General features: G+C 73.1%; 24 protein-coding genes, 2 tRNA genes and 1 riboswitch. Of the genes, 15 read left to right on the top strand and 11 right to left on the bottom strand.

From position 1 onward, the window contains the following. The first annotated feature begins 36 nt into the window (after positions 1-36). Genes ACFQPP_RS07435 through ACFQPP_RS07425 form a run of 3 tightly spaced genes read left to right on the top strand, consistent with a single transcriptional unit; the run spans position 37 to position 3,200 of the window. Complete coding sequence (locus ACFQPP_RS07435) at positions 37-1,071, top strand: LLM class F420-dependent oxidoreductase (RefSeq protein WP_376915928.1); 1,035 nt, start codon at positions 37-39, stop codon at positions 1,069-1,071. A gap of 2 nt (positions 1,072-1,073) precedes the next feature. Beyond that, complete coding sequence (locus ACFQPP_RS07430; protein WP_376915927.1) at positions 1,074-1,910, top strand: DUF3097 domain-containing protein; 837 nt, start codon at positions 1,074-1,076, stop codon at positions 1,908-1,910. 39 nt (positions 1,911-1,949) lie between these two features. Beyond that, positions 1,950-3,200 (top strand): MFS transporter, encoded by a 1,251-nt coding sequence (locus ACFQPP_RS07425; RefSeq protein ID WP_376915926.1) that lies wholly within the window; start codon positions 1,950-1,952, stop codon positions 3,198-3,200. 77 nt (positions 3,201-3,277) lie between these two features. On the opposite strand, the gene ACFQPP_RS07420 is transcribed toward ACFQPP_RS07425, so the two are convergent. From ACFQPP_RS07420 to ACFQPP_RS07410, 3 genes are read right to left on the bottom strand one after another with little or no spacing between them, the layout of a single operon-like run. Then, positions 3,278-4,183, bottom strand: coding sequence for a cation diffusion facilitator family transporter (locus ACFQPP_RS07420; protein ID WP_376915925.1), 906 nt, complete (start codon positions 4,181-4,183; stop codon positions 3,278-3,280). Beyond that, positions 4,183-4,500: an ArsR/SmtB family transcription factor gene (locus ACFQPP_RS07415; RefSeq protein ID WP_376915924.1), complete on the bottom strand. Its 318-nt coding sequence runs from the start codon at positions 4,498-4,500 to the stop codon at positions 4,183-4,185. Before ACFQPP_RS07415 ends, ACFQPP_RS07420 begins: the two co-directional genes overlap by 1 nt. 37 nt (positions 4,501-4,537) lie before the next feature. Further along, positions 4,538-5,296, bottom strand: a complete 759-nt coding sequence (locus ACFQPP_RS07410; protein WP_376915923.1) for an SGNH/GDSL hydrolase family protein — start codon at positions 5,294-5,296, stop codon at positions 4,538-4,540. Positions 5,297-5,324: 28 nt separating this feature from the next. Continuing rightward, positions 5,325-5,434: riboswitch (TPP riboswitch) on the top strand. Positions 5,435-5,455: 21 nt separating this feature from the next. Between ACFQPP_RS07410 and ACFQPP_RS07405 the strand changes: the two genes are divergently transcribed. The 5 genes from ACFQPP_RS07405 to ACFQPP_RS07385 are packed head-to-tail and all read left to right on the top strand — an operon-like array spanning position 5,456 to position 9,825. Further along, positions 5,456-6,079, top strand: a complete 624-nt coding sequence (locus tag ACFQPP_RS07405) for an ECF transporter S component (RefSeq protein WP_376915922.1) — start codon at positions 5,456-5,458, stop codon at positions 6,077-6,079. Beyond that, the gene (locus tag ACFQPP_RS07400; RefSeq protein WP_376915921.1) at positions 6,076-7,518 is read left to right on the top strand and encodes an ABC transporter ATP-binding protein; all 1,443 of its coding nucleotides are present in this window, start codon (positions 6,076-6,078) and stop codon (positions 7,516-7,518) included. Before ACFQPP_RS07405 ends, ACFQPP_RS07400 begins: the two co-directional genes overlap by 4 nt. Beyond that, the gene (locus tag ACFQPP_RS07395; RefSeq protein WP_376915920.1) at positions 7,515-8,294 is read left to right on the top strand and encodes an energy-coupling factor transporter transmembrane component T family protein; all 780 of its coding nucleotides are present in this window, start codon (positions 7,515-7,517) and stop codon (positions 8,292-8,294) included. Before ACFQPP_RS07400 ends, ACFQPP_RS07395 begins: the two co-directional genes overlap by 4 nt. Beyond that, entirely contained in the window at positions 8,291-8,767 is a 477-nt protein-coding gene (locus ACFQPP_RS07390; RefSeq protein ID WP_376915919.1) for a hypothetical protein, read from the top strand. The genes ACFQPP_RS07395 and ACFQPP_RS07390 overlap by 4 nt, the downstream gene beginning before the upstream one ends. A gap of 32 nt (positions 8,768-8,799) precedes the next feature. After that, on the top strand, positions 8,800-9,825 hold the full coding sequence (locus ACFQPP_RS07385) for a Gfo/Idh/MocA family protein (protein WP_376915918.1): 1,026 nt from the start codon (positions 8,800-8,802) through the stop codon (positions 9,823-9,825). An 18-nt stretch (positions 9,826-9,843) separates the two neighbouring features. On the opposite strand, the gene ACFQPP_RS07380 is transcribed toward ACFQPP_RS07385, so the two are convergent. From ACFQPP_RS07380 to ACFQPP_RS07360, 5 genes are all read right to left on the bottom strand, one after another. Continuing rightward, complete coding sequence (locus ACFQPP_RS07380) at positions 9,844-10,191, bottom strand: metallopeptidase family protein (protein WP_376916775.1); 348 nt, start codon at positions 10,189-10,191, stop codon at positions 9,844-9,846. Between the two features lie 40 nt (positions 10,192-10,231). Further along, complete coding sequence (locus tag ACFQPP_RS07375) at positions 10,232-11,326, bottom strand: fatty acid desaturase family protein (protein WP_376915917.1); 1,095 nt, start codon at positions 11,324-11,326, stop codon at positions 10,232-10,234. A 191-nt stretch (positions 11,327-11,517) separates the two neighbouring features. Further along, positions 11,518-11,590 (bottom strand) — tRNA-His (locus ACFQPP_RS07370). 34 nt (positions 11,591-11,624) lie between these two features. Then, positions 11,625-12,224 (bottom strand): oligoribonuclease, encoded by a 600-nt coding sequence (gene orn / locus ACFQPP_RS07365; protein ID WP_376916774.1) that lies wholly within the window; start codon positions 12,222-12,224, stop codon positions 11,625-11,627. Between the two features lie 112 nt (positions 12,225-12,336). Beyond that, positions 12,337-12,412: transfer RNA gene (locus tag ACFQPP_RS07360), tRNA-Arg, on the bottom strand. 109 nt (positions 12,413-12,521) lie between these two features. On the opposite strand from ACFQPP_RS07360, the gene ACFQPP_RS07355 reads away from it, so the two are divergent. Both ACFQPP_RS07355 and ACFQPP_RS07350 read left to right on the top strand, forming a co-directional pair. Further along, positions 12,522-13,223, top strand: coding sequence for a DedA family protein (locus ACFQPP_RS07355; RefSeq protein WP_376915916.1), 702 nt, complete (start codon positions 12,522-12,524; stop codon positions 13,221-13,223). Between the two features lie 139 nt (positions 13,224-13,362). Then, the gene (locus tag ACFQPP_RS07350; RefSeq protein WP_376915915.1) at positions 13,363-13,920 is read left to right on the top strand and encodes a YceI family protein; all 558 of its coding nucleotides are present in this window, start codon (positions 13,363-13,365) and stop codon (positions 13,918-13,920) included. Between the two features lie 95 nt (positions 13,921-14,015). On the opposite strand, the gene ACFQPP_RS07345 is transcribed toward ACFQPP_RS07350, so the two are convergent. Then, positions 14,016-14,252, bottom strand: coding sequence for a hypothetical protein (locus tag ACFQPP_RS07345; protein WP_376915914.1), 237 nt, complete (start codon positions 14,250-14,252; stop codon positions 14,016-14,018). Positions 14,253-14,486: 234 nt separating this feature from the next. Here ACFQPP_RS07345 and ACFQPP_RS07340 point away from each other — a divergent pair, with 234 nt between their 5' ends. The 5 genes from ACFQPP_RS07340 to ACFQPP_RS07320 all read left to right on the top strand — a co-directional run bounded on the left by ACFQPP_RS07340 (position 14,487) and on the right by ACFQPP_RS07320 (position 19,566). Next, entirely contained in the window at positions 14,487-15,035 is a 549-nt protein-coding gene (locus tag ACFQPP_RS07340; protein ID WP_376915913.1) for a single-stranded DNA-binding protein, read from the top strand. 108 nt (positions 15,036-15,143) lie between these two features. After that, entirely contained in the window at positions 15,144-15,593 is a 450-nt protein-coding gene (locus ACFQPP_RS07335) for a DUF6993 domain-containing protein (protein WP_376915912.1), read from the top strand. A gap of 212 nt (positions 15,594-15,805) precedes the next feature. Next, positions 15,806-17,488 (top strand): energy-dependent translational throttle protein EttA, encoded by a 1,683-nt coding sequence (gene ettA / locus ACFQPP_RS07330; protein WP_376915911.1) that lies wholly within the window; start codon positions 15,806-15,808, stop codon positions 17,486-17,488. A gap of 38 nt (positions 17,489-17,526) precedes the next feature. Beyond that, the gene (locus ACFQPP_RS07325; RefSeq protein ID WP_376916773.1) at positions 17,527-17,973 is read left to right on the top strand and encodes an acyl-CoA thioesterase; all 447 of its coding nucleotides are present in this window, start codon (positions 17,527-17,529) and stop codon (positions 17,971-17,973) included. A gap of 66 nt (positions 17,974-18,039) precedes the next feature. After that, the gene (locus tag ACFQPP_RS07320) at positions 18,040-19,566 is read left to right on the top strand and encodes a CoA-acylating methylmalonate-semialdehyde dehydrogenase (RefSeq protein WP_376915910.1); all 1,527 of its coding nucleotides are present in this window, start codon (positions 18,040-18,042) and stop codon (positions 19,564-19,566) included. Between the two features lie 19 nt (positions 19,567-19,585). Here ACFQPP_RS07320 and ACFQPP_RS07315 read toward each other — a convergent pair whose 3' ends face one another. Continuing rightward, complete coding sequence (locus ACFQPP_RS07315; RefSeq protein ID WP_376916772.1) at positions 19,586-19,996, bottom strand: GNAT family N-acetyltransferase; 411 nt, start codon at positions 19,994-19,996, stop codon at positions 19,586-19,588. 33 nt (positions 19,997-20,029) lie between these two features. Continuing rightward, the gene (locus ACFQPP_RS07310) at positions 20,030-20,896 is read right to left on the bottom strand and encodes an acyl-CoA thioesterase (RefSeq protein ID WP_376916771.1); all 867 of its coding nucleotides are present in this window, start codon (positions 20,894-20,896) and stop codon (positions 20,030-20,032) included.

Raw genomic sequence — 20,896 nt, 5'->3', positions numbered from 1 at the left:
CGCGCGCCCTCGGGCCACCGGCCGTACGCTGGCGGGATGGAGTTCGGCTACTCGCTCGGCTACTGGCGCCAGGGTCCGCCGCCGCAGGCCCTCGAGACGATCCTCGCCGCCGAGCGGCTCGGGTTCGACTCGGTGTGGACGGCGGAGGCGTACGGCTCGGATGCGTTCACCCCGCTCGCGTGGTGGGGCGCGGGCACGTCGACGATCCGGCTCGCGACCGGCATCGCGCAGCTGTCCGCGCGCACGCCGGCGGCCACCGCGATGCAGGCGATGACGCTCGACCACCTCTCGGGCGGCCGCGTCATCCTCGGCATCGGAGCCTCGGGCCCGCAGGTCGTCGAGGGCTGGTACGGCCAGCCGTACCCGCGGCCCCTCGCACGCACCCGCGAGTACGTCGCCATCCTCCGCAGCATCATGGCGCGCGAGGCGCCCGTGACGGCCCCCGGGCCGCAGCTGCCGTTGCCGCTCACCGGCGAGGGCACCACGGGGCTCGGCAAGCCGCTGCAGTCCACGTTGCATCCCGCGCGGCCGCACGTGCCCATCCACCTCGCCGCCGAGGGGCCGCGGAACACGGCGCTCGCCGCCGAGATCGCCGACGGCTGGCTGCCGTTCCTGCTCTCGCCCGCCCTCGACGCCGAGGCGCGCGCGAACCTCGCGGACGGCTTCGCCAAGCGCGACGCAGCGTTGCCCGGCCCCGAGGCCTTCGAGGTGTCGCTGCCCGTGCCCGTGGTCGTCGACGACGACCTCGAGCGGGCGGCCGACCGCGTGCGGCCCATGATCGCCCTCTACGTCGGCGGCATGGGCGCCAAGGGGCAGAACTTCCATCTCGACGCCGTCGCTCGCCTCGGCTACGAGGCCGAGTGCGACGTCATCCAGGAGCGCTACCTCGCGGGCGACAAGGCGGGCGCCATCGCAGCGGTGCCGACGCGTCTCGTCGAGGAGATCGGGCTCGTCGGCCCGCTCGCGAAGGTGCGCGACGACCTGCAGCGCTGGGAGTCGACCGTCGTGACGCGCATGCTCGTGCAGGGCGACGTCGCCGCGCTGGAGGCGATCGCGGAGCTGCGCTCGTGAGGATGGACTGGGGCGCGTGGGGTGGCGACGTGCTCTCCGCCGAGGCGAGGGCTGCGCGCGAGCCCGAGGCGCCCGCGAAGATCGGCGCCGCACGCGATCTCGTCGTCGAGACGCTCGACGGGTTCGTCGGCGCCGTCGTCGGCATCGAGGCGGGCCACGTGCACCTCGAGGATCGCAGAGGCAAGGTGCGGCTCTTCCCCCTGGGCCTCGGGTTCCTCGTCGACGGCGAGCCCGTCGAGCTGACGAAGCCGCTGGCGGCGGCGACGCGCACGCCGACGCGCACGGCGTCCGGATCGCGCGCCGTCGTCGATCACCGCGCCCGCGTGGCGCTGCCGAGCCGGATCCTCGTCGAGGGCACCCACGATGCCGAGCTCGTCGAGAAGGTGTGGGGACACGACCTGCGGGTCGAGGGCGTCGCCGTGGAGCCGCTCGGCGGCATCGACGACCTCGCGTCGCTCGTCGCCGACCACCGGCCGAGCGCCGAGCGCCGGCTCGGCATCCTCGTCGACCACCTCGTGCCCGGCTCGAAGGAGTCGCGCATCGCCGCCGAGGTCGCGCGCGGCCCGCACGCCCGGTTCGTGCGCATCGTCGGTCACCCGTACATCGACGTGTGGCAGGCGGTGAAGCCTGCGCGCGTCGGCCTCGAGCGCTGGCCGGACGTGCCGCGCAGCGAGGACTGGAAGCGCGGCACGCTGCGACGCCTCGGCCTGCCGCACGAGGACCAGGCGGACGTCGCCCGCGGGTGGCAGCGCATCCTCGCTCGGGTGCGCGACTGGAACGACCTCGAGCCTGCGCTGCTCGGCCGCGTCGAGGAGCTCATCGACTTCGTCACGGCCTGATCGCGCGGACGCCGACGGGATCGGGTGCATGCTGGGCCCGTGACCGTGCCCGCAGCAGCCGCGACCTCGCCCCGCGCCATCCAGGCGACGTACCTCGCGCTCACCGGCTCGACGACGCTCGCCACGAGCATGATCTGGGGGATCAACACGATCTTCCTGCTCGACGCGGGGCTGTCGAACCTCGAGGCGTTCGCGGCGAACGCGTTCTACACCGTCGGCCTCCTGCTCTTCGAGATCCCGACGGGCGTCGTCGCCGACCTGCGCGGGCGTCGCCTGTCGTTCCTGCTGGGCTCGGCGGTGCTCGCCGCCTCGACGGCGCTCTACGTGCTGCTGTGGGTGTGGGAGTCGCCGTTCTGGGCGTGGGCGGCCGCGTCGGTGCTGCTCGGGTTCGGCTACACCTTCTTCTCCGGCGCCATGGAGGCGTGGGTCGTGGATGCGCTGCGCTCGGCGGGCTACCGAGGCGAGCTCGACGGCGTCTTCGGTCGCGCGCAGGCCGCGTCGGGCGCCGCGATGCTCGTCGGCAGCGTGCTCGGCGGAGTCCTCGCGCAGCTCGTGGGGCTCTGGCTGCCGTTCGCGCTGCGCTCGCTGCTGCTCGTCGCAAGCCTCGTCGCCGCGGCGATCTGGATGCACGACCTCGGGTTCACGCCGATGCGCGCGCGGGCGGGCACCGCGATGCGACAGCTGCTGCGCGTGTCGGTCGACGTCGGCCTGCGCGACGGCAGGCTGCGATGGCTCATGCTCGCGGGACCCTTCGTCGGCGGCTCGATGGGCTACGTCTTCTACGCGGCGCAGCCGTACCTGCTCGAGCTGTACGGCGATCCGCGCGCCTACGCCCTCGCGGGCATCGTCGCGGCGCTCGTCGCGGCGGCGCAGATCGTGGGCGGCATGCTCGCGGCGCCGCTGCGCCGCGTCGTGCGCCTGCGCACCTCGCTCATGCTGGGCGCGCTCGTCGTGTCGACCCTCGCGCTCGTCGTCGCGGGCGTCACGTCGTCGTTCTGGGTCGCGGTGGCGATGCTCGCCGTCTGGGGGCTCGCGCTCTCGGCGCTCATGCCCGTGCGGCGCGCGTACCTCAACGCGTGCATCCCGTCGCAGCAGCGCGCGACGGTGCTGTCGTTCGACTCGCTGCTGGGCAGCATCGGGGGCTTCGTGCAGCCGGCGTTCGGTCGCGCCGCCGACCTGCAGGGCTACGGCGTGACCATCGTGGCGTCGTCGGTGCTGCAGGCGCTCGCGATCCCGTTCGTCGTCGCCGCGCGTCGCCGGCGCGACCCTGTGGACGCGGGGGAGGCGTAGCGGCGCCGCGATGCGCACGGAGCGCGAGCTCGAGCGTCATGCGCGCCCAGGGTGCCGCTGCGTGCGCATCCAGGTGCCTAGGCGTGCGCCTCTCGATCCCGATGGCCGACGGGCTCGACCTGGATCGTCGAGTGCTCGACGTCGAAGTGCTCGGCGATGCAGGTCTGCACCTCGGCGAGGATCGCAGCACCGTGCCCGTCGCGGAAGCAGCCGTCGTCGACGACGACGTGCGCGGTGAGCACGGGCAGGCCCGTCGCGATCTGCGAGGCGTGCAGGTCGTGCACGGCCGCGACGTGATCGAGCCCGAGGATGTGGCTGCGGACGGCGTCGAGGTCGATCGCCTCCGGGGTCTCCTCCAGCAGGATGCGGCCGGATGCGCGCAGCAGCACCGCCGCCCTCGGGATGATGAGGCACGCGACCACCATCGCCGCGATCGCGTCGGCCTGCAGGAAGCCCGTGAGCGCGATGACGACGGCGGCCACGATGACGGCCACCGAGCCGAGCGCGTCGTTCACGACCTCGAGGAACGCCGCGCGCAGGTTGAGGTTCGCGTCGCGCGCCGAGACGAGCACGAGGATCGCGACGACGTTCGCGGCGAGGCCGAGCACCCCGAAGACGAGCAGCGCCTGCCCCTCGACGTCGGGCGGGTCGAGCAGGCGCCGCACGCCCTCGACGAGCGCGAGCACGCCGATGGCGAGCAGCACGCCGGCCTGGGTCGCCGCGCTCAGCACCTCCGCGCGTGCGAAGCCCCATGTGCGGCGAGCCGTGGGCGGCCGCAGCGCGAGCGTGGCGGCGACGAGCGACAGCGCGAGCCCGGCGACGTCGGTGAGCATGTGGCCCGTGTCGACGAGCAGCGAGAGCGAGCCGGTGACGACGGCGCCGACGGCCTGCACGACGAGCACGCTCGCCGTGATGCCGAACGCGATCGCGAGGCGCCTGCGGTTCGCGATCGCCCCGGGCGCGTGGTCGTGGCCCGCGCCCATCAGGCGGCCTCGTGGTCGTGGGTCGTGGCGCCGTCGACGCGGTCGGCGAGCAGTGCGGCGGCCGCGAGCACCGCCGCGACCTCGTCGGCGGCGACGATCGAGTACCAGGAGGCCCGCCCCTCCGGCCGCGACGTGACGAGCCCGCAGTCCCGCAGGCACGCGAGGTGCGCGCTCACGGTCGACTGCGCAAGATGCAGGTGCTCGGTGAGGTCGCGCACGCGGTGCTCGCCCTCCATGAGATGGGTGAGCAGTCGCACGCGGCCCGGGTCGGAGAGCGCGTGCAGCACGGTCGCGACGCGCGACCCATCCATCGTCATCCGACGATGATAGCGCTGTGTGCCGATGCGACCGGGGTCAGCGCAGCGGCTCGACCACGACCGGCGGCGTGATCTTCGCCGTGCGGCCGTCGCCCGACGACCGGCCCGTGAGCCGCCGCCCGATCCAGGGCATGACGTGGCGACGGTAGTAGTCGGCATCGCGGCGACCCTCGGCCGTCGTGCGCGGCACGAGGTCGAGCCATGCATGCGGGGCGTCGTGGCCGAGGGCGCGCAGGAACGTCGTCGCCGCGCGCGCATGCCCGGCCGCGTTCAGGTGCAGGCGGTCGTCGGTCCAGAACCGGCCGTGCTGCAGCTCGACGTCGGTCCAGTTGTCGACGAAGGGCACGTCGAGCGCGTCCGCCCACCCGCGCACGGCATCCCGCAGCGCATCGCCGCGCCGCAGCATGACGCCGCCGCCCGCCATGACGCCCGACGGGTTCGCGCCCGACACCATGACGGGCACGATGCCCGCGTCGAGGATGCGATGCACGGCGTCCCGAAGCCGCCCGCTCACCCAGTCGATCGTGACGCGCGGGCGCAGGATGTCGTTGCCACCGCCGTTGATGGACAGGTGGCTCGGACGCAACGCGATCGCCGCATCGAGCTGCTCGTCGAGGATGCGCCCGAGCTTGCGCCCCCGCACCGCGAGGTTCGCGTACTCGATCGGCTCGCCCTGCGCGGTCGCGATGCCGACGGCGGCGAGATCGCCCCATCCGCGCACCGAGCCGTCCGGCTGGTCGTCGCCGTAGCCCTCCGTGAAGGAGTCGCCGATCGTCACGAGCCTGGAGACGTGCATCCCACCACGCTACGCCGGGCGTAGGATGGGCGGAAACCACGGGAGTCCGGTGCGCCGGGCTGAGAGGAAGGCCGAAGCCTTCGACCGTCGAACCTGATCCGGGTCATGCCGGCGCAGGGAGCGATCTCACCCGTGCCCTTCCCTCGAGAGGCACACCGCATGTCCACCATCACCGCGCCCACCGGCGCCCCCTCCGTCTCGCGCTTCCGCTGGCGCGTCGTCGACATCGTCACCGCCTCGGTGCTCGCCGTCGCGTGCGGCCTGCTCTTCGTGCTGTGGAACGGCGTCGGCGGCGCCTGGTTCGCCATCGCCGACGCCTTCACGCCCGGCTTCGGCGGCATCGCCGTCGGCCCGTGGCTCCTCGGCGGCGTCATCGGCGGCCTCATCATCCGCAAGCCGGGCGCCGCGCTCTTCGTCGAGCTGCTCGCCGCCAACGTCTCCACGCTGCTCGGCAGCCAGTGGGGCATCGAGACGGTGTACTCGGGCATCGCCCAGGGGCTCGGCGCCGAGCTCGTGCTCGCCGTGCTGCTCTACCGCCGCTTCGGCGTGCTCGCGGCGATGGCCGCCGGCGTGGGCGCCGCCGTCGGCGCGTGGACCCTCGAGCTCTTCCTCTCCGGCAACCTCGCGAAGGGCCCGGAGTTCCTCGGCATCTACCTCGTGACCCTGTCGCTCTCGGGTGCCGTGCTCGCGGGGCTCGTCGGCTGGCTGCTCGTGCGGGGGCTCGCCGCCACGGGGGCGCTGTCGCGGTTCGCGGCGGGCCGCGAGGCGCAGCGCCGAGCGTGACGGCAGCAGGCCCGGCGCGCGTCGACGCCGCAGGCTGGGGATGGCGGCATGCGGCACGCTCGCGCGCCGCCGTCTCGGGCCTCGACCTCGCGATCGAGCCGGGGGAGCGCGTGCTGCTGCTCGGTGCGTCGGGGGCTGGCAAGTCGACGCTGCTCGCAGGCGTCGCCGGCGTGCTCGGCGACGCCGAGGACGGCGAGGAGACGGGATCGCTGCGCGTCGACGGCGCGCATCCCACGACCGTCCGGGGCGCGACGGGCCTCGTGCTGCAGGATCCGCAGGCCAACACGATCCTGTCGAGGGTCGGCGACGACGTCGCGTTCGGGCCCGAGAACCTGCGCGTGCCGCGCGAGGAGATCTGGCGACGCGTCGCGCAGGCGCTCGACGCCGTCGGCCTCGACGTCGACCTCGACCGGTCGACGGCCGCGCTCTCCGGCGGGCAGCGGCAGCGTCTCGCGCTCGCCGGCATCCTCGCGATGCGCCCCGGTCTCGTGCTGCTCGACGAGCCGACCGCCAACCTCGACCCCGACGGCGTCGTCGAGGTGCGCGACGCCGTCGTGCGGATGCTCGACGCGACCCGGTCGACGCTCGTCGTCGTCGAGCATCGCGTCGAGACCTGGCTCCCGGTCGTCGATCGCGTGATCGTGCTCGAGCCCGGCGGCGGCGTCCTGGCGGACGGGGCCCCCGACGTCGTGTTCGCCGCCCACGGCGACGCGCTCGCCGACCGCGGCGTGTGGGTGCCCGGCCATCCCGTCTCGATCGATCGACCCCCCGTCGCGCCCCGCGAGCGGCTGCTCGCCGCGCGCGGCCTCCTCGTCGGTCGCGACGCCCCCGTGCGCCCGCCCGTGGACCTCGCGCTCGACGCCGGCACCTCCACGGTCGTGACGGGCCCGAACGGTGCGGGCAAGTCGACGCTCGCGCTCACGATGGCGTCGCTGCTGCCGCGCCTCGGCGGCGAGCTCGTCGCCACGCCGGCCCTCGCCGCGGGGCTCGCCGCCGACCCGGCGCGCTGGCGCTCCAGCGCCCTCGCCACCCGCATCGGCACGGTGTTCCAGGAGCCGGAGCACCAGCTCGTCGGCCGCACGGTGCGCGAGGAGATCGGCGTCGGCCTCCGAGCGGTCGGCGTGCCGCGAGCCCAGCACGCCCCGCGCGTCGACGCGCTGCTGCAGCGGCTGCGCCTCGACCACCTCGCCGACGCGCATCCGTTCACGCTCTCCGGTGGCGAGCAGCGCAGGCTCTCGGTCGCCACGGTGCTCGCCACCGGCCCGCGCGTGGTCGTGCTCGACGAGCCGACGTTCGGGCAGGATCGCAGCACGTGGCGCGAGCTCGTCGCGCTCATGGCTGAGCTCGTCGCCGACGGCGCGGCGCTGCTGTCGGTGACGCACGACGCCGACGTCGTGCGCGTGCTCGGCGACCGCGTCGTGAGGTTGGACGTCGCATGATCGGTGCGCGCGTCGCCGCGGCGCCCACGCGGCTCGACCGCGTGAATCCCGTCACGCCCTTCCTCGCCGCCGTCGTGCTGTCGCTGCCGCTGCTCGTCACGATCGACGTCGTCAGCGCATCCGTCGCCCTCGTGCTCGGCCTCGCCGGGCTGCTCGCCGCCGGGCTGCGCCCGGGCGCCATCGTGCGTCGCACGTGGCCCATCCTCGTCGCGGCGCCGCTCTCGGGCGTCAGCATGCTGCTCTACGCGCAGCCCGCAGGCCGCGTCCACCTCCGTGTCTGGCTCGCCGTCGTGAGCGACGACTCCATCGCCCTCGCGATCGCGATCGTGCTGCGCGTGCTCGCCATCGGCGTGCCGACGCTCGCGATCCTCGCGGGCATCGACGCGACGCGGCTCGGCGACGGGCTCGCGCAGGTGCTGCGGCTGCCGGCGCGCTTCGTGCTCGCAGCCCTCGCCGGCATCCGCCTCTTCGGCGTCCTGCGGGAGGACTGGGATGCGCTCGCCGCCGCCCGCCGCGCCCGCGGGCTCGGGGACGGCGGCCGCATCCGACGGTGGACGGGCATGGCGTTCACGGTGCTCGTCATCGCCGTGCGCCGGGGCGGCAGGCTCGCGACCGCCATGGAGGCGCGCGGCTTCGGGCACGCCGAGCGCACGTGGGCGAGGCCGTCTCGGCTCGCCGCCGCCGACGCCGTGCTGCTGGGGGCAGCCGTCGCGATCGTCGTCGTCGCGCTGAGCGCCGCGATCGCGACGGGATCGTTTCGGCTGGTGGGCACGTGAGCCGCCTCTGGCTCCTCGACGGCCGATCGGGCTCCGGCAAGACGGTGCTCGCCACGACGCTCGCGGCCGAGCTCGGCGGCCATGTCGTGCACATGGACGACCTCTACCCCGGATGGGGTGGCCTCGACGCGGGGTCGGCGTACGCGCTCGAGCGCATCCTGCTGCCCCTGTCGCGCGGCGAGGCCGCCGTGTGGCGGCGCTGGGACTGGGTGGCGCACGAGCGCGCCGAGGAGCACCGGCTGCCGTCGGGCTCCCACGTCGTGCTCGAGGGCTGCGGTGCGCTCTCGCGCGCGGCGGCGCCGCTCGCGGAGCGCGCGATCTGGCTCGAGTGCGACGAGCGCACGCGGCGAGCCCGCGCGCTCGCGCGCGACGGCGTCGACGACTGGTGGGAGGGGTGGCGAGCGCAGGAGGACGCGTTCTACGCGCGCGAGGCATCCGCGGCGCTCGCGACCGAGGTCCGAGACTGCCGCTGACGTCGCCGACGTCGTCGTGCCACCATGGCGGCATGGCTCAGCGACGACTGCCCGCACCCCGCACGACCGACCCGCGCGACGCGCCCAGCCTGCGCTGGGGCGTCCTCGGCCCCGGTGGCATCGCATCGGCGATGGTCGAGGCGCTGCAGCAGGGCACGGGACAGCAGGTCGTCGCCGTCGGCTCCCGCTCGCCCCAGCGCGCCGCGGCGTTCGCCGAGCGCCACGGCATCGCAGGATCGGGAGACCACGACTGGCTGCTCGCGCAGGATCTCGACGCCGTCTACGTCGCGTCGCCGCACTCCGCGCATCGCGAGCACGCGCTCGCCGCGATCGAGGCGGGCAGGCACGTGCTCGTCGAGAAGGCGTTCACGCGCAACGCGGGCGAGGCCGTCGAGGTGCTCGACGCGGCGCGCGACCGCGGCGTCACGGCGGCGGAGGCCATGTGGTCGCGCTACCTGCCCGGCTACGACGTCGTGCGGCGCGCGGTCGAGGAGGGCGTGCTCGGCGAGCTGCGCTCCGTCACGGCCGATCACGGGCAGCGGCTGTGGCCGGATGGTCCCGCACGCCTCGCCGAGCCGTCGCTCGCGGGCGGCGCGCTCCTCGACCTCGGGGTCTACCCCATCCATCTCGCGGCGATGCTGCTGCCGACCATCGGATCCGTGCACGCCGTCGGCGCTCGCACCGACCTCGGGGTCGACGAGCAGGAGGTCGTGACGCTCGCGGGAGCGAACGGCGTGATCGCGACGTGCCAGGCGACGATGTCGGCGAAGACCCCGACGACGGCGGTCGTCGCGGGCACCGAGGCGAGGCTCGAGCTCGACGGCGACTTCTACCGGGCGCACCGCATCCGGCTCGTCGCGCCGGACGGCGAGGTGCTCGACGTGTTCGAGCCCGCCGAGCAGGAGCACGGCCTGCGCTACGAGGCGGTCGCGCTCGCGCGCGCGGCCGCCGCCGGCGAGCGCGAGACGCCCGAGGTGCCGTGGAGCGAGACGCTGCGCGTCATGCGCGTCATGGACGAGGTGCGCGCGCAGCTCGGCGTCGTGCTGCCGGGGGAGTAGCGCACCCGCCGACGGGCGTCAGGCCCAGCCGAGCCGGTGCAGCTCGTCGTCGTCGATGCCGTAGAAGTGCGCGATCTCGTGCACGAGCGTCGTGTGCACCTCGTCGTGCAGCTCGTCCATCGTCGAGCAGCGCTCGAGGTGCGCCTCGCGGAACACGATGATGCGATCGGGCAGCTCGCCGAAGCCGTAGTTGCCGCGCTCGGTGATCGCGACGCCCTCGTAGATGCCGAGGAGATCCTCGGTCTCGTGGCGGTCCTCGACGAGGAAGACGACGTTGTCGAGCCCGTCGACCATCTCGTCGGGCAGCGCATCGAGCTCGTCGGTGACGATCGCCTCGAACTCGTCGGGGCTGACGGGGAAGGGCATGGGCATCCCCGTCACGCTACCGGTCGCCGCCGCGCTCGGGTCAGCGGCGACGGAAGCGCTGCACCAGCGGGCAGTCGAACGGGTCGGCGGCGCGCAGGCCCACCTCGTTGAGCGACCGCAGCACCGCCGCGTACGCCTGCACGAGGTTCTGCTCGGTGTAGGCGATGCCGTGCGTGCGGCAGTGCGCTCGCACCAGGTCGCGGGCACGGGCGAGGTGCGGGCGCGGCATGCTCGGGAAGAGGTGGTGGACGACCTGGTGGTTGAGGCCGCCGAACATCGCCGTCGCCCACCACCCGCCGCGCAGGTCGCGAGAGGTGCGCACCTGCTTCGTGAGGAAGTCGAGGCGCTCGTCCTCGGCGACGATCGGCATGCCCATGTGGTTCGGGGCGAACGATCCGCCCATGGCGATGCCGAAGACCGCGAGCTGCACGCCGAGGAAGGCGAAGGCCATGCCCACCGGCAGCATCGCGAAGAGCGCGCCGAGGTACAGCGCCCAGCGCGCCGCCATCATGCCGAGCTCGATCCAGCGTCCCTGCACGGGCTGGCGCGACAGCAGCAGGCCGAGGCCGCGCGCGTGCAGGTTGATGCCCTCGAAGGCGAGCAGCGGGAAGAAGAGGAAGGCCTGGCGCCGCGTGAGGGCTGCGAGCAGGCCGCGCTGGCGCTCTGCGTCCTGGGGCACGAACGAGACGGTGTCCCAGGCGATGTCGGGGTCGTGGGCGAGGCGGTTGGGGTTCGCGTGGTGCCGCGTGTGCTTCGTCATCCACCACGCGTAGCTGATGCCGACGACGCCGGCGGCGAGCACGCGCCCGAGCCGGTCGTTGGCGGGGCCGGACGCGAGGATCTGCCGGTGCGAGGCCTCATGGCCGAGGAACGCGAACTGCGTCAGCAGCAGGCCGAGCGCCGCGGCGACGCCGAGCTGCCACCACGAGTCGCCGAGCAGGACGAATGCGACGCCGAGGCCCACGACGGCGAGCCCGAGGCCCGTGCACAGCAGCACGTAGAAGGTGCGGGTGCGGCCGAGGAGTCCCTCGGCCTGCACTGCGGCGCGCAGCGTGGAGAACGTGCTGGCGCCCCGCGCGGCGCCCGTGGACTTCGTCGTCCGGACGGGCCCGAGCCCGTCGAGTGCGATGGTCATGCGACTTCCGATCGTCGGGTGCACCGATCCGATCCCTGCCGAGCCGATGACTCCACGCTACGTGATTGCGTATGCCCTACGCAGACCGCATCGACGATGCAGGGCGGATGCATGGATTCCGCGGCGGTGGATCCGGCGGCGGGCGGTGCGACGACGATGGCCCCGGTCCATCGGACCGGGGCCATGCACGGGGTGAGTAACGGGGCTTGAACCCGCGACCTCCTAGACCACAACCAGGCGCTCTACCAGCTGAGCTATACCCACCGTGCGTCGCACCTCGCGGCGCAACCAGGACAGTCTACGACACGTCCGAGCCCTTCGACGACATCGCGTCGGCGAACGACGTCACGACCTCCTCGGAGGCCGCGCGCGCGGCGTCGCTCGTCACCTCGTCCTGCGTGAAGACGGCCTTGCGGTAGTACTGCAGCTCGCGCACCGACTCGAGGATGTCGGCGAGCGCGCGATGGCCGCCCGCCTTCTCGGGCGCCTGGAAGTAGGCGCGCGGGTACCAGCGACGCGACAGCTCCTTGATGCTCGACACGTCGATCGACCGGTAGTGCAGATGCTGGTCGACGGCGGGCATGTAGCGCGCGAGGAACGTGCGGTCGGTGCCGATCGTGTTGCCGCCGAGCGGCGCGGAGCGCTCGAGCGGCACGAAGCGCCGGATGTAGGCGAGCACCTGCGCCTCGGCCTCTGCGAGCGGCATCCCGTGCGGGATGAGCCGATCGAGGCCGCTCTTCTCGTGCATCGCACGCACGAAGTCGCCCATCTGCGCGAGCGCGGCGTCGGAGGGCTTGATGACGAGCTCGATGCCCGGGTCGATGACCTCGAGCTCGAAGTCGGTCACGAGGACGGCGACCTCGACGAGCTCGTCGATCGACGGGTCGAGGCCCGTCATCTCGCAGTCGATCCAGACGATGCGGTCAGCGGCAGGCACGGCGTCGAGCCTAGCCCGCTCGCCGCGCCACGGCGGCGAGCGGCGTGGGCGGCGCGGTGGCTGCCGGGAGCGGTGGTGCCCCCGGCGCGACTCGAACGCGCAACCGTCGGATTAGAAGGCCGATGCTCTATCCATTGAGCTACGGGGGCGGATGCCTCGATCCTACGAGTCGTCGCCCCGCATCCGATGCGTCCGCGATGCGCCGGCGCCGCGACGGCGCGGTCGTCCGGCCCGGCCATAGGTCGCTCGCCTAGGGTGATGCGCGTGCTGACCACGACGCTCGCCGCCGCCGCCACGCCCGGATCCGAGGACCTCACGGGAGTCGCCGCGTGGGCGGTCGGGCTCATGGATGCGATCGGCGCACCCGGGGCCGCGATCGCGATCGCCGCCGAGAACCTCTTCCCGCCGATCCCGAGCGAGGTCATCCTCCCGCTCGCCGGGTTCGCTGCGGCGCAGGGGTCGTTCTCGCTCGCAGAGGCCCTCATCTGGACGACGGTGGGCTCGGTCGTCGGCGCGCTGGCGCTGTACCTGCTCGGCCGCCTCCTCGGTCACGATCGCCTCGTGCGGATCGCCGAGCGCATGCCGCTCGTGCGCGCCTCCGACATCGACACGACCACGGCATGGTTCCGCAAGCACGGTGGCAAGGCGGTGCTGTTCGGCCGCGTGCTACCGATCTTCCGGAGCCTCATCTCCATCCCGGCCGGCATCGAGCGCATGCCGGTGTGGCGGTTCCTCGCCCTCACGACCCTCGGCTCGGGCGTGTGGAACTCGATCTTCGTGCTCGCGGGCTTCACGCTCGGGCGCAACTGGCACGTCGTCGAGCCCTACGCCGACGTGCTCCAGTGGGTCGTGATCGCGGTGGTCGTGACGGTCGTCGTCGTCTGGGTGGTGCGTCGCGTGCTCGACGACCGCAGGCGCAGGACGGCGGGGCTCGACCCGGAGTCGGGCCGCCCCGTCTGACCGCTCGCGCGCACTCGGCGACACGCGCGGGATCCTGCGCGCTGCCTCGGGAATGGATGCGGGCATGCGAGGGTTGTTCGAAATCGAAGCAACCGTGACGCGCGGTCGCTCGATCCCGAACCACTCCCAAGGAGCCACCATGACCGACACCCTCACCGCCTCGCAGATCCCCGGCTACGCGGCAGGCACCTACGTCATCGACGCGAGCCACTCGACGGTCAGCTTCTCGGTGCGCCACGTCGTCGCCAAGGTGCGCGGCGTCATCGAGCACGTCGAGGGCACCATCGTGCTGGCGGACGACCCCGCCGCGTCGACGGTCGAGGCCGCCGTCGACCCCGCCACCATCAACACCCGCAACGCCGACCGCGACGCGCACCTGCGCTCGGGCGACTTCTTCGCGACCGACGAGCACCCGCAGTGGACGTTCCGCTCGACCGGCGCGCGCCTCGTCGACGGCGAGCTCCTCGTCGACGGCGTCCTCCAGCTGCGCGGCGTCGAGCGCGAGATCACGCTCGCCCTCGAGCTCGGCGGCTTCGGCGTCGACGGCTTCGGCAACCCGCGCGTCGGCGCGACGGCCACCTTCACGATCAGCCGCGACGAGTACGGCATCTCGTTCAACTCCACCCTCGAGACCGGCGGCCTCATGCTCGGCGACGACGTCAAGGTCGAGGTCGAGATCTCGGCGGTCAAGCAGTAGCGACTGCGCGACGCCCTCGCTCGAGCCCGGTGGACCAGCGTCCGCCGGGCTCGAGCCGTCTCGGGGCCGGCCGGCGCGCCGCGCCGCATGGGGCCTCACCCCTGGCGGAAGCAGTCGATCGCGTCGTCGATCGACCAGAACTCGCCCAGCGCGAGGTAGCGATGGCCCCGCGGCAGCAGTCGCTGCGCGCGGAACCGGTCGCCCGCGACGTCCGGCAGGCGCTCGATGTGACCGATGACGTCGCCGCTGGCGCGCGACACGCGCCACATCGAGTCGTTGACCTGGGCCATGGCGATGCCGAATCGCGCGGGCAGGTATGCGGTGGTGGACATGGATGCCTCCTCTCGACGCCGGCCGGCCCCGGTGATGCCTCGAACGTAGGTGCGACCACCGACACGCCGATCGGGATGCGCCAGGGCAGGGCTCGCGCGAGGACGCGCCTCGTGCGGTGCTGCATGCCGCCCGGCCCGCGCCGCACCGCCAGCCGATCCCGCACAGGCACGCTCCGTCCACATGCGTCGCCACCGACGCGCCCAGCCGGGGGCATCGAGCGCATGCTGCTCCGCATGACCGATCGCATCACCATCGAGGGCACCGCGGGCACGAGCCCGCAGCTGCGCACCATCGCATCCGGACGTCAGGTCGCGAACCTGCGCGTCGCATCCAACCTCCGTCGGCAGGATCCCGCCTCGGGCCAGTGGGTCGACGCCGGCACCAACTGGTACACGGTCTCGGCGTGGGGCGACCTCGCGAGCCACGTGGTCGAGTCGATCCGCCAGGGCGATCCCGTGCTCGTCACGGGCAGGCTGCGGATCGCGATCTGGGGCGAGGGGGAGCGGCAGGGCACGTCGGTCGAGATCGACGCCGAGGCCATCGGTCACTCCCTGCGGTGGGGCACCGCGACGTTCCAGCGCCGATCGCGTGCCGCCTCGGAGTCGGCGCAGCCCATCGCAGCGCCGCCGCAGGAGCCGCACGGCACCGAGACGTCCGGCACCCACCCGCCCGGCATCGACGAGCGCGGCTGGGCGTCGCCCGGTGCCGCGGCTGCCGGCGTCACGCCCGTCGAGCCGCGCGCGCCCGCGCTCGTCGGCGCCGTCGACGAGCCGCCCTTCTGAGCCCCGAGCGCCGGCGTGGCAGGCGCGCCGGCGCACGGTCGATCGTGCGCGAGCAGTCGATAGGCTGGCGCGGGTCGCGCGTCGCGACCCGTCCACGAGGGGAGCGCGATGCGCCGTCGAGCCGCTGCACTGCTCGCGACCGGCGTCGCCGCCGCGATCGCGCTCGTCGGCTGCTCGGGCGAGCCGGCACCCGGGCCGTCGCCGTCGCCGAGCGAATCCGCGGCTCCGGCGCCCAGCGAGTCCGCCGCGCCCGTGGAGCAGACGCCTGCCGAGGCGATGCTCGCGCAGTTCGCCGACGTGCTCGCTGCCAACGACGTCGCGGGGCAGCCGGACGGCGAGGCCGTCGTCGCCGCGCTCGCCGCCGCGGGCTTCGATCCCGCCGCGATCGAGCGCAGCTCGGACGTCGACCAGCAGGGCGAGCCCGTCCGGCTCATGACGGTGGCGGTGCGCCTCGAGGGCGAGTGCCTGCTCGGGCAGGTCGGGCATGGCACGCCCACGACGACGATCGTGCCCGTGCTCGGCACCGGCACCTGCCTCGTCTCGCCTGCCGCGCCCTGACCCATCAGCCCTGACCCATCGGCCCTGACCCATCGGCCCTGACCCATCGGCCCTGATCGGTCGGGCCCGACCGTCGGCCACCGACTCGTCGGCCCGGACGGGCCGGCGCTGCCGGACCGGCGCCGACCGGCCGGCGCCCGGGGCCGTCTCGCGCACCTCTCGAGCCCCGTGCGCGGTCCTCGCCGTCGCCGACGACCCGTAGACTCGACGGCATGGCCGAGTACGTGTTCTCGATGGTGCGCGCCCGCAAGACGGTGGGCGACAAGGTGATCCTCGACGATGTGACGACGGCGATCCTGCCGGGCGCGAAGATCGGCGTCGTCGGTCCGAACGGTGCCGGCAAGTCGACGATCCTCAAGATCATCGCGGGGCTCGACCAGCCCTCCAACGGCGAGGCGCGCCTGTCGCCCGGCTACTCCGTCGGCATCCTCATGCAGGAGCCCGAGCTCGACGAGTCGAAGACCGTGCTCGAGAACGTGCAGGACGCCTTCGGCGAGATGCGCGGCAAGATCGACCGCTTCAACGCGATCTCTGCCGAGATGGCGAACCCCGACGCCGACTTCGACGCGCTCATGACCGAGATGGGCACGCTGCAGGAGGAGATCGACGCCGCCGACGCGTGGGATCTCGACTCGCAGCTCGAGCAGGCGATGGACGCGCTGCGCTGCCCGCCGGGCGACTGGCCGATCACGAACCTCTCCGGAGGCGAGCGTCGCCGCGTCGCGCTGTGCAGGCTCCTGCTCGAGAAGCCCGACCTGCTGCTGCTCGACGAGCCCACGAACCACCTCGACGCCGAGAGCGTGCAGTGGCTCGAGCAGCACCTCGCGAAGTACCCGGGCGCCGTCATGGCCGTCACGCACGACCGGTACTTCCTCGACCACGTCGCGACCTGGATCTGCGAGGTCGACCGCGGTCGCCTCTACCCGTACGAGGGCAACTACTCGACCTACCTCGAGAAGAAGCGCGAGCGTCTGCAGGTGCAGGGCAAGAAGGACGCCAAGCTCGCGAAGCGCCTCGCCGAGGAGCTCGAGTGGGTCCGCTCGAACTCGAAGGGTCGTCAGACCAAGTCGAAGTCGCGTCTCGCGCGCTACGAGGAGATGGCGGCCGAGGCCGAGCGAACGCGCAAGCTCGACTTCGAGGAGATCCAGATCCCCGTGGGTCCGCGCCTCGGCTCCCTCGTGCTCGAGGCGAAGGGCCTGCACAAGGGCTTCGACGATCGCGTGCTCATCGACGGCCTCTCCTTCACGCTGCCGCGCAACGGCATCGTCGGCGTCATCGGTCCGAACGGCGTCGGCAAGTCGACGCTCTTCAAGACGATCGTCGGCCTCGAGCCGCTCGACGGCGGCGACCTGAAGATCGGCGAGACGGTGCAGATCTCGTACGTCGACCAGGGCCGCACGAACCTCGACCCGCAGAAGACCCTGTGGGAGGTCGTCTCCGACGGCCTCGACTACATCCAGGTCGGCAGCGTCGAGATCCCGAGCCGCGCCTACGTGTCGCGCTTCGGCTTCAAGGGCCCGGACCAGCAGAAGAAGGCCGGCGTGCTCTCGGGCGGAGAGCGCAACCGACTGAACCTCGCGCTGACCCTCAAGCAGGGCGGCAACCTGCTGCTGCTCGACGAGCCCACCAACGACCTCGACGTCGAGACCCTGTCGAGCCTCGAGAACGCGCTGCTCGAGTTCCCCGGCTGCGCCGTCGTCGTCACGCACGACCGGTGGTTCCTCGACCGCGTCGCGACCCACATCCTCGCCTACGAGGGCACCGACGAGAACCCGTCGCGCTGGCACTGGTTCGAGGGCAACTTCGAGGCGTACGAGGAGAACAAGGTCGAGCGCCTCGGTGCCGACGCGGCGAAGCCGCACCGCTCGACGTACCGCAAGCTCACGCGCGACTGATCGTGTCGAGCCCGGTCGGCGAGCCCGCGGGCGCTCGCATGCGGGTCGCCGTGCCGATGCGGTGGCGCGACCAGGACGCGTTCCAGCACGTCAACAACTCGACGATGCTCACGATCCTCGAGGAGGCGCGCGTGCGCGCCTTCTTCCGCACGGGCGACGAGGAGGCGCCGGCGACGGCCATCCTCGACCCGGGTCTCGACGCGGGCACGCTCACGCTCATCGCGAGCCACCACGTCGAGTACCTCGCGCCCGTGCCGTACCGCCGGGCGCCGCTCGAGGTCGACATGTGGTTCTCGCGCATCGGCGGCTCGAGCGTCGAGCTGTGCTACGAGGTGAGCGACGAGCCGGGCGGCCGGGTCGCGGTGCGTGCCGCGTCGACGTTCGTCATGGTCGACGCCGACTCGGGCCGCCCGCGTCGTCTGACCGACGACGAGCGGGCGGCGTGGGCCCCCTTCGTCGGGGAGCCGCTGACCTTCCGCCGGTAGGGGCCGCGCGGTCGTGCGCCGCGGCGCCCGCCACTACGCTGGCGAGCACCGACGGAAGGATCGACGATGACCACGGCCGCCTCCGAGCATGCAGCGACGACGACGATCGAGCCCATCCCGCACTGGATCGGAGGCGAGCGTCGCGTCGCGTCCGGCGGGCGCACGGCGCCGGTGTTCGACCCGGCGCTCGGCAGGCAGATCCGCGAGGTGCCGCTCGCGACCGCCGACGAGCTCGGTGAGGCCGTCGCCGTCGCGAAGGCTGCTGCGGCGCAGTGGCGCGACACGTCGGTCGCGAAGCGGCAGCAGGTGATGTTCGCGTTCCGCGAGCTCGTCGCGGCACGCAGGCAGGAGCTCGCGGAGCTCGTCACCAGCGAGCACGGCAAGGTGGTGTCGGATGCGCTCGGCGAGGTCGCGCGCGGCCTCGAGGTCGTCGAGCTCGCCACGGCGTTCCCGCTGCTCACGAAGGGCGAGTACACCGAGAACGTGTCGACGGGCGTCGACGTCTACTCGCTCCGGCAGCCGCTCGGGGTCGTCGGCATCATCGCTCCCTTCAACTTCCCGGCGATGGTGCCGCTGTGGTTCGCACCGATCGCGATCGCCGCGGGCAACGCCGTCGTGCTGAAGCCGAGCGAGAAGGATCCGTCGGCGTCGGTGCTCATCGGCGAGCTCTACCAGGAGGCGGGGCTGCCGGACGGCGTGTTCAACGTGGTGCACGGCGACAAGGAGGCCGTGGACGCGCTGCTGACCCACGAGGACGTCGCGGCGATCTCGTTCGTCGGGTCGACGCCGATCGCGCAGCACGTGTACGAGACCGCGTCGCGGCACGGCAAGCGCGTGCAGGCGCTCGGCGGCGCGAAGAACCACATGCTCGTGCTGCCGGATGCCGACCTCGACGTCACGGCCGACGCCGCCGTCAACGCGGGCTTCGGCTCGGCGGGCGAGCGCTGCATGGCCATCTCGGTGGTCGTCGCGGTCGAGTCGATCGCCGACGAGCTCGTCGATCGCATCCGCACGCGCATCGCGGGCATCCGCACGGGCGACGGCCGCCGTGCGTGCGACATGGGGCCCCTCATCACGCAGGTGCACCGCGACACGGTCGCCGGCTACCTCGACGTCGCCACCGCCGACGGCGCGACGCTCGTCGTCGACGGGCGCGAGGCCGAGTTCGACGGCGAGCCGGAGGGCTTCTGGCTCGGGCCGACGCTGGTCGACCACGTCGACCCGTCGTCGGCGGTGTACCGCGACGAGATCTTCGGGCCGGTGCTCTCGGTGGTGCGCGTCGCGTCGTACGAGGAGGGGATGGCGCTCATCGCCGCGAACCCGTACGGCAACGGCACCGCGATCTTCACGAACGACGGTGGTGCGGCGCGGCGCTTCCAGCACGAGGTCGAGGTCGGCATGGTCGGCGTCAACGTGCCGATCCCCGTGCCCGTCGGCTACTTCTCGTTCGGCGGCTGGAAGTCGTCGATCTTCGGCCAGGGCAAGGCGTACGGCCCGCACGGGTACCAGTTCTTCACGCGCGAGAAGGTCGTGACGAGCCGGTGGCTCGACCCGAGCCACGGAGGCCTGAACCTGGGCTTCCCGCAGAACTGAGCGCCTTCGGGCGCGAGCGTCAGCGCTCGCGCTCGAGGATCGCCCAGATCCCGGTCGAGCCGTGCTCGCCGATCGCGCCATCGACGCCGTCGTCGACGAGCACGGCCTCGCGGCGCATGCCGAGGCGCTCAGCGACGCGCGCCGACGCCTGGTCGTCGTGGTCGAGCACGGCGGTGACGCGGTGCGCGCCGATGCCCCACGCGAGCTCGAGCGCCACACGTGCGGCCTCGAGCGCGGAGCCACGGCCGCGGTGCTCGGGTGCGAGGATCCAGCCGATCTCGGCCTGACTGCCCGCAGCGTCGATGAGCTTCACGACGGTCTCGCCGACGAGCGTGCCGTCGGCCTCGATCGCGGTGCCGTACGCATCGCCGTCCTTCGCGAGCGACTCCTCGCCGGAGACGCGCTCGACCATGCGCGCCTCGTCGAGCATCGGCCGCCACAGGGAGCGCACGGTCTCGGGGGATCAGGCGCCCTCGACGGGCAGGCGCACCATGCCCTCCTGCGCCACGGTCGCGACGTGGCGCCCGTCCTGCGCGTGCACGTGCGCGAGCGTCAGCCCGCGACCGCCGCTCGTCGACGACACCTCGAGCGAGAGCAGCAGCCACTCGTCGACGCGCACCGGCCGGTGCCACCACACGGCGTGGTCGAGGCTCGCGACCTTGATGTCGCGAGACGCCCAGGCGTAGCCGTGGAGGCGCAGCACGGGCTCGAGGATGGCGTAGTCCGACAGGTAGGCGAGCGCCGCCCGATGCATGGCGTCGCCGCCGTCGAGCGGGCCGATCGCCTTGATCCACACGTGCTGCGTGCCCGAGCGTGCCCGGTCGCGGTCGTGGAGGTAGATGGGTCCCTCGACGTGGCGGATGTCGAAGGGTCGTCCGCGCGACCAGTGCTGCGCGATCGGGTGGTCGATGCCGCCGAGCAGCTCGGCAGCAGACGGCAGCGACTCCGGGTCGGGCATGCCCTGCGGCATCGGCGTCTGGCTCTCGACGCCGGCGTCGTCGTCCTGGAAGGAGGCGATCATCGACAGGATGGGCACGCCACCCTGGTACGCCTGCGTGCGCCGCGTCGCGAACGACCGGCCGTCGTGGATGCGGTCGACCGAGAACGTGATGGGCTTGGCGACGTCGCCCGGGCGCAGGAAGTAGCCGTGCACCGAGTGGATGCTGCGGTCCTCCGCGACGGTGCGCTGGGCGGCGACGACGGCCTGCGCCATCACCTGACCGCCGTAGACGCGCCCGAGCGGCATCCAATGGCTCGGGCCCGTGAGGATGTCCTCGCTCGTGCGGGCGCCCGTGTCGACGAGGTCGAGCGTCTCGCGCAGCAGCGCCAT

The organism is Agrococcus sp. GCM10030265, assembly GCF_042666675.1.
GTDB lineage: Bacteria > Actinomycetota > Actinomycetes > Actinomycetales > Microbacteriaceae > Agrococcus.
The sequence above is the reverse complement of the archived record's forward strand: the minus strand, read 5'-3'. Positions and strand labels throughout refer to the sequence as shown.

Coding starts and splice junctions, on each gene's coding strand:
- ettA (WP_376915911.1), top strand. CDS start 15,806: ATGGCCGAGTACGTGTTCTCGATGGTGCGCGCCCGCAAGACGGTGGGC.
- ACFQPP_RS07340 (WP_376915913.1), top strand. CDS start 14,487: ATGACCGATCGCATCACCATCGAGGGCACCGCGGGCACGAGCCCGCAG.
- orn (WP_376916774.1), bottom strand. CDS start 12,224: ATGACGGGCCTCGACCCGTCGATCGACGAGCTCGTCGAGGTCGCCGTC.
- ACFQPP_RS07380 (WP_376916775.1), bottom strand. CDS start 10,191: ATGCCCTTCCCCGTCAGCCCCGACGAGTTCGAGGCGATCGTCACCGAC.
- ACFQPP_RS07325 (WP_376916773.1), top strand. CDS start 17,527: ATGCGGGTCGCCGTGCCGATGCGGTGGCGCGACCAGGACGCGTTCCAG.
- ACFQPP_RS07385 (WP_376915918.1), top strand. CDS start 8,800: ATGGCTCAGCGACGACTGCCCGCACCCCGCACGACCGACCCGCGCGAC.
- ACFQPP_RS07435 (WP_376915928.1), top strand. CDS start 37: ATGGAGTTCGGCTACTCGCTCGGCTACTGGCGCCAGGGTCCGCCGCCG.
- ACFQPP_RS07335 (WP_376915912.1), top strand. CDS start 15,144: ATGCGCCGTCGAGCCGCTGCACTGCTCGCGACCGGCGTCGCCGCCGCG.
- ACFQPP_RS07420 (WP_376915925.1), bottom strand. CDS start 4,183: ATGGGCGCGGGCCACGACCACGCGCCCGGGGCGATCGCGAACCGCAGG.
- ACFQPP_RS07405 (WP_376915922.1), top strand. CDS start 5,456: ATGTCCACCATCACCGCGCCCACCGGCGCCCCCTCCGTCTCGCGCTTC.
- ACFQPP_RS07355 (WP_376915916.1), top strand. CDS start 12,522: ATGCGCGTGCTGACCACGACGCTCGCCGCCGCCGCCACGCCCGGATCC.
- ACFQPP_RS07315 (WP_376916772.1), bottom strand. CDS start 19,996: ATGCTCGACGAGGCGCGCATGGTCGAGCGCGTCTCCGGCGAGGAGTCG.
- ACFQPP_RS07395 (WP_376915920.1), top strand. CDS start 7,515: ATGATCGGTGCGCGCGTCGCCGCGGCGCCCACGCGGCTCGACCGCGTG.
- ACFQPP_RS07375 (WP_376915917.1), bottom strand. CDS start 11,326: ATGACCATCGCACTCGACGGGCTCGGGCCCGTCCGGACGACGAAGTCC.
- ACFQPP_RS07350 (WP_376915915.1), top strand. CDS start 13,363: ATGACCGACACCCTCACCGCCTCGCAGATCCCCGGCTACGCGGCAGGC.
- ACFQPP_RS07310 (WP_376916771.1), bottom strand. CDS start 20,896: ATGGCGCTGCTGCGCGAGACGCTCGACCTCGTCGACACGGGCGCCCGC.
- ACFQPP_RS07320 (WP_376915910.1), top strand. CDS start 18,040: ATGACCACGGCCGCCTCCGAGCATGCAGCGACGACGACGATCGAGCCC.
- ACFQPP_RS07415 (WP_376915924.1), bottom strand. CDS start 4,500: ATGACGATGGATGGGTCGCGCGTCGCGACCGTGCTGCACGCGCTCTCC.
- ACFQPP_RS07430 (WP_376915927.1), top strand. CDS start 1,074: ATGGACTGGGGCGCGTGGGGTGGCGACGTGCTCTCCGCCGAGGCGAGG.
- ACFQPP_RS07410 (WP_376915923.1), bottom strand. CDS start 5,296: ATGCACGTCTCCAGGCTCGTGACGATCGGCGACTCCTTCACGGAGGGC.
- ACFQPP_RS07345 (WP_376915914.1), bottom strand. CDS start 14,252: ATGTCCACCACCGCATACCTGCCCGCGCGATTCGGCATCGCCATGGCC.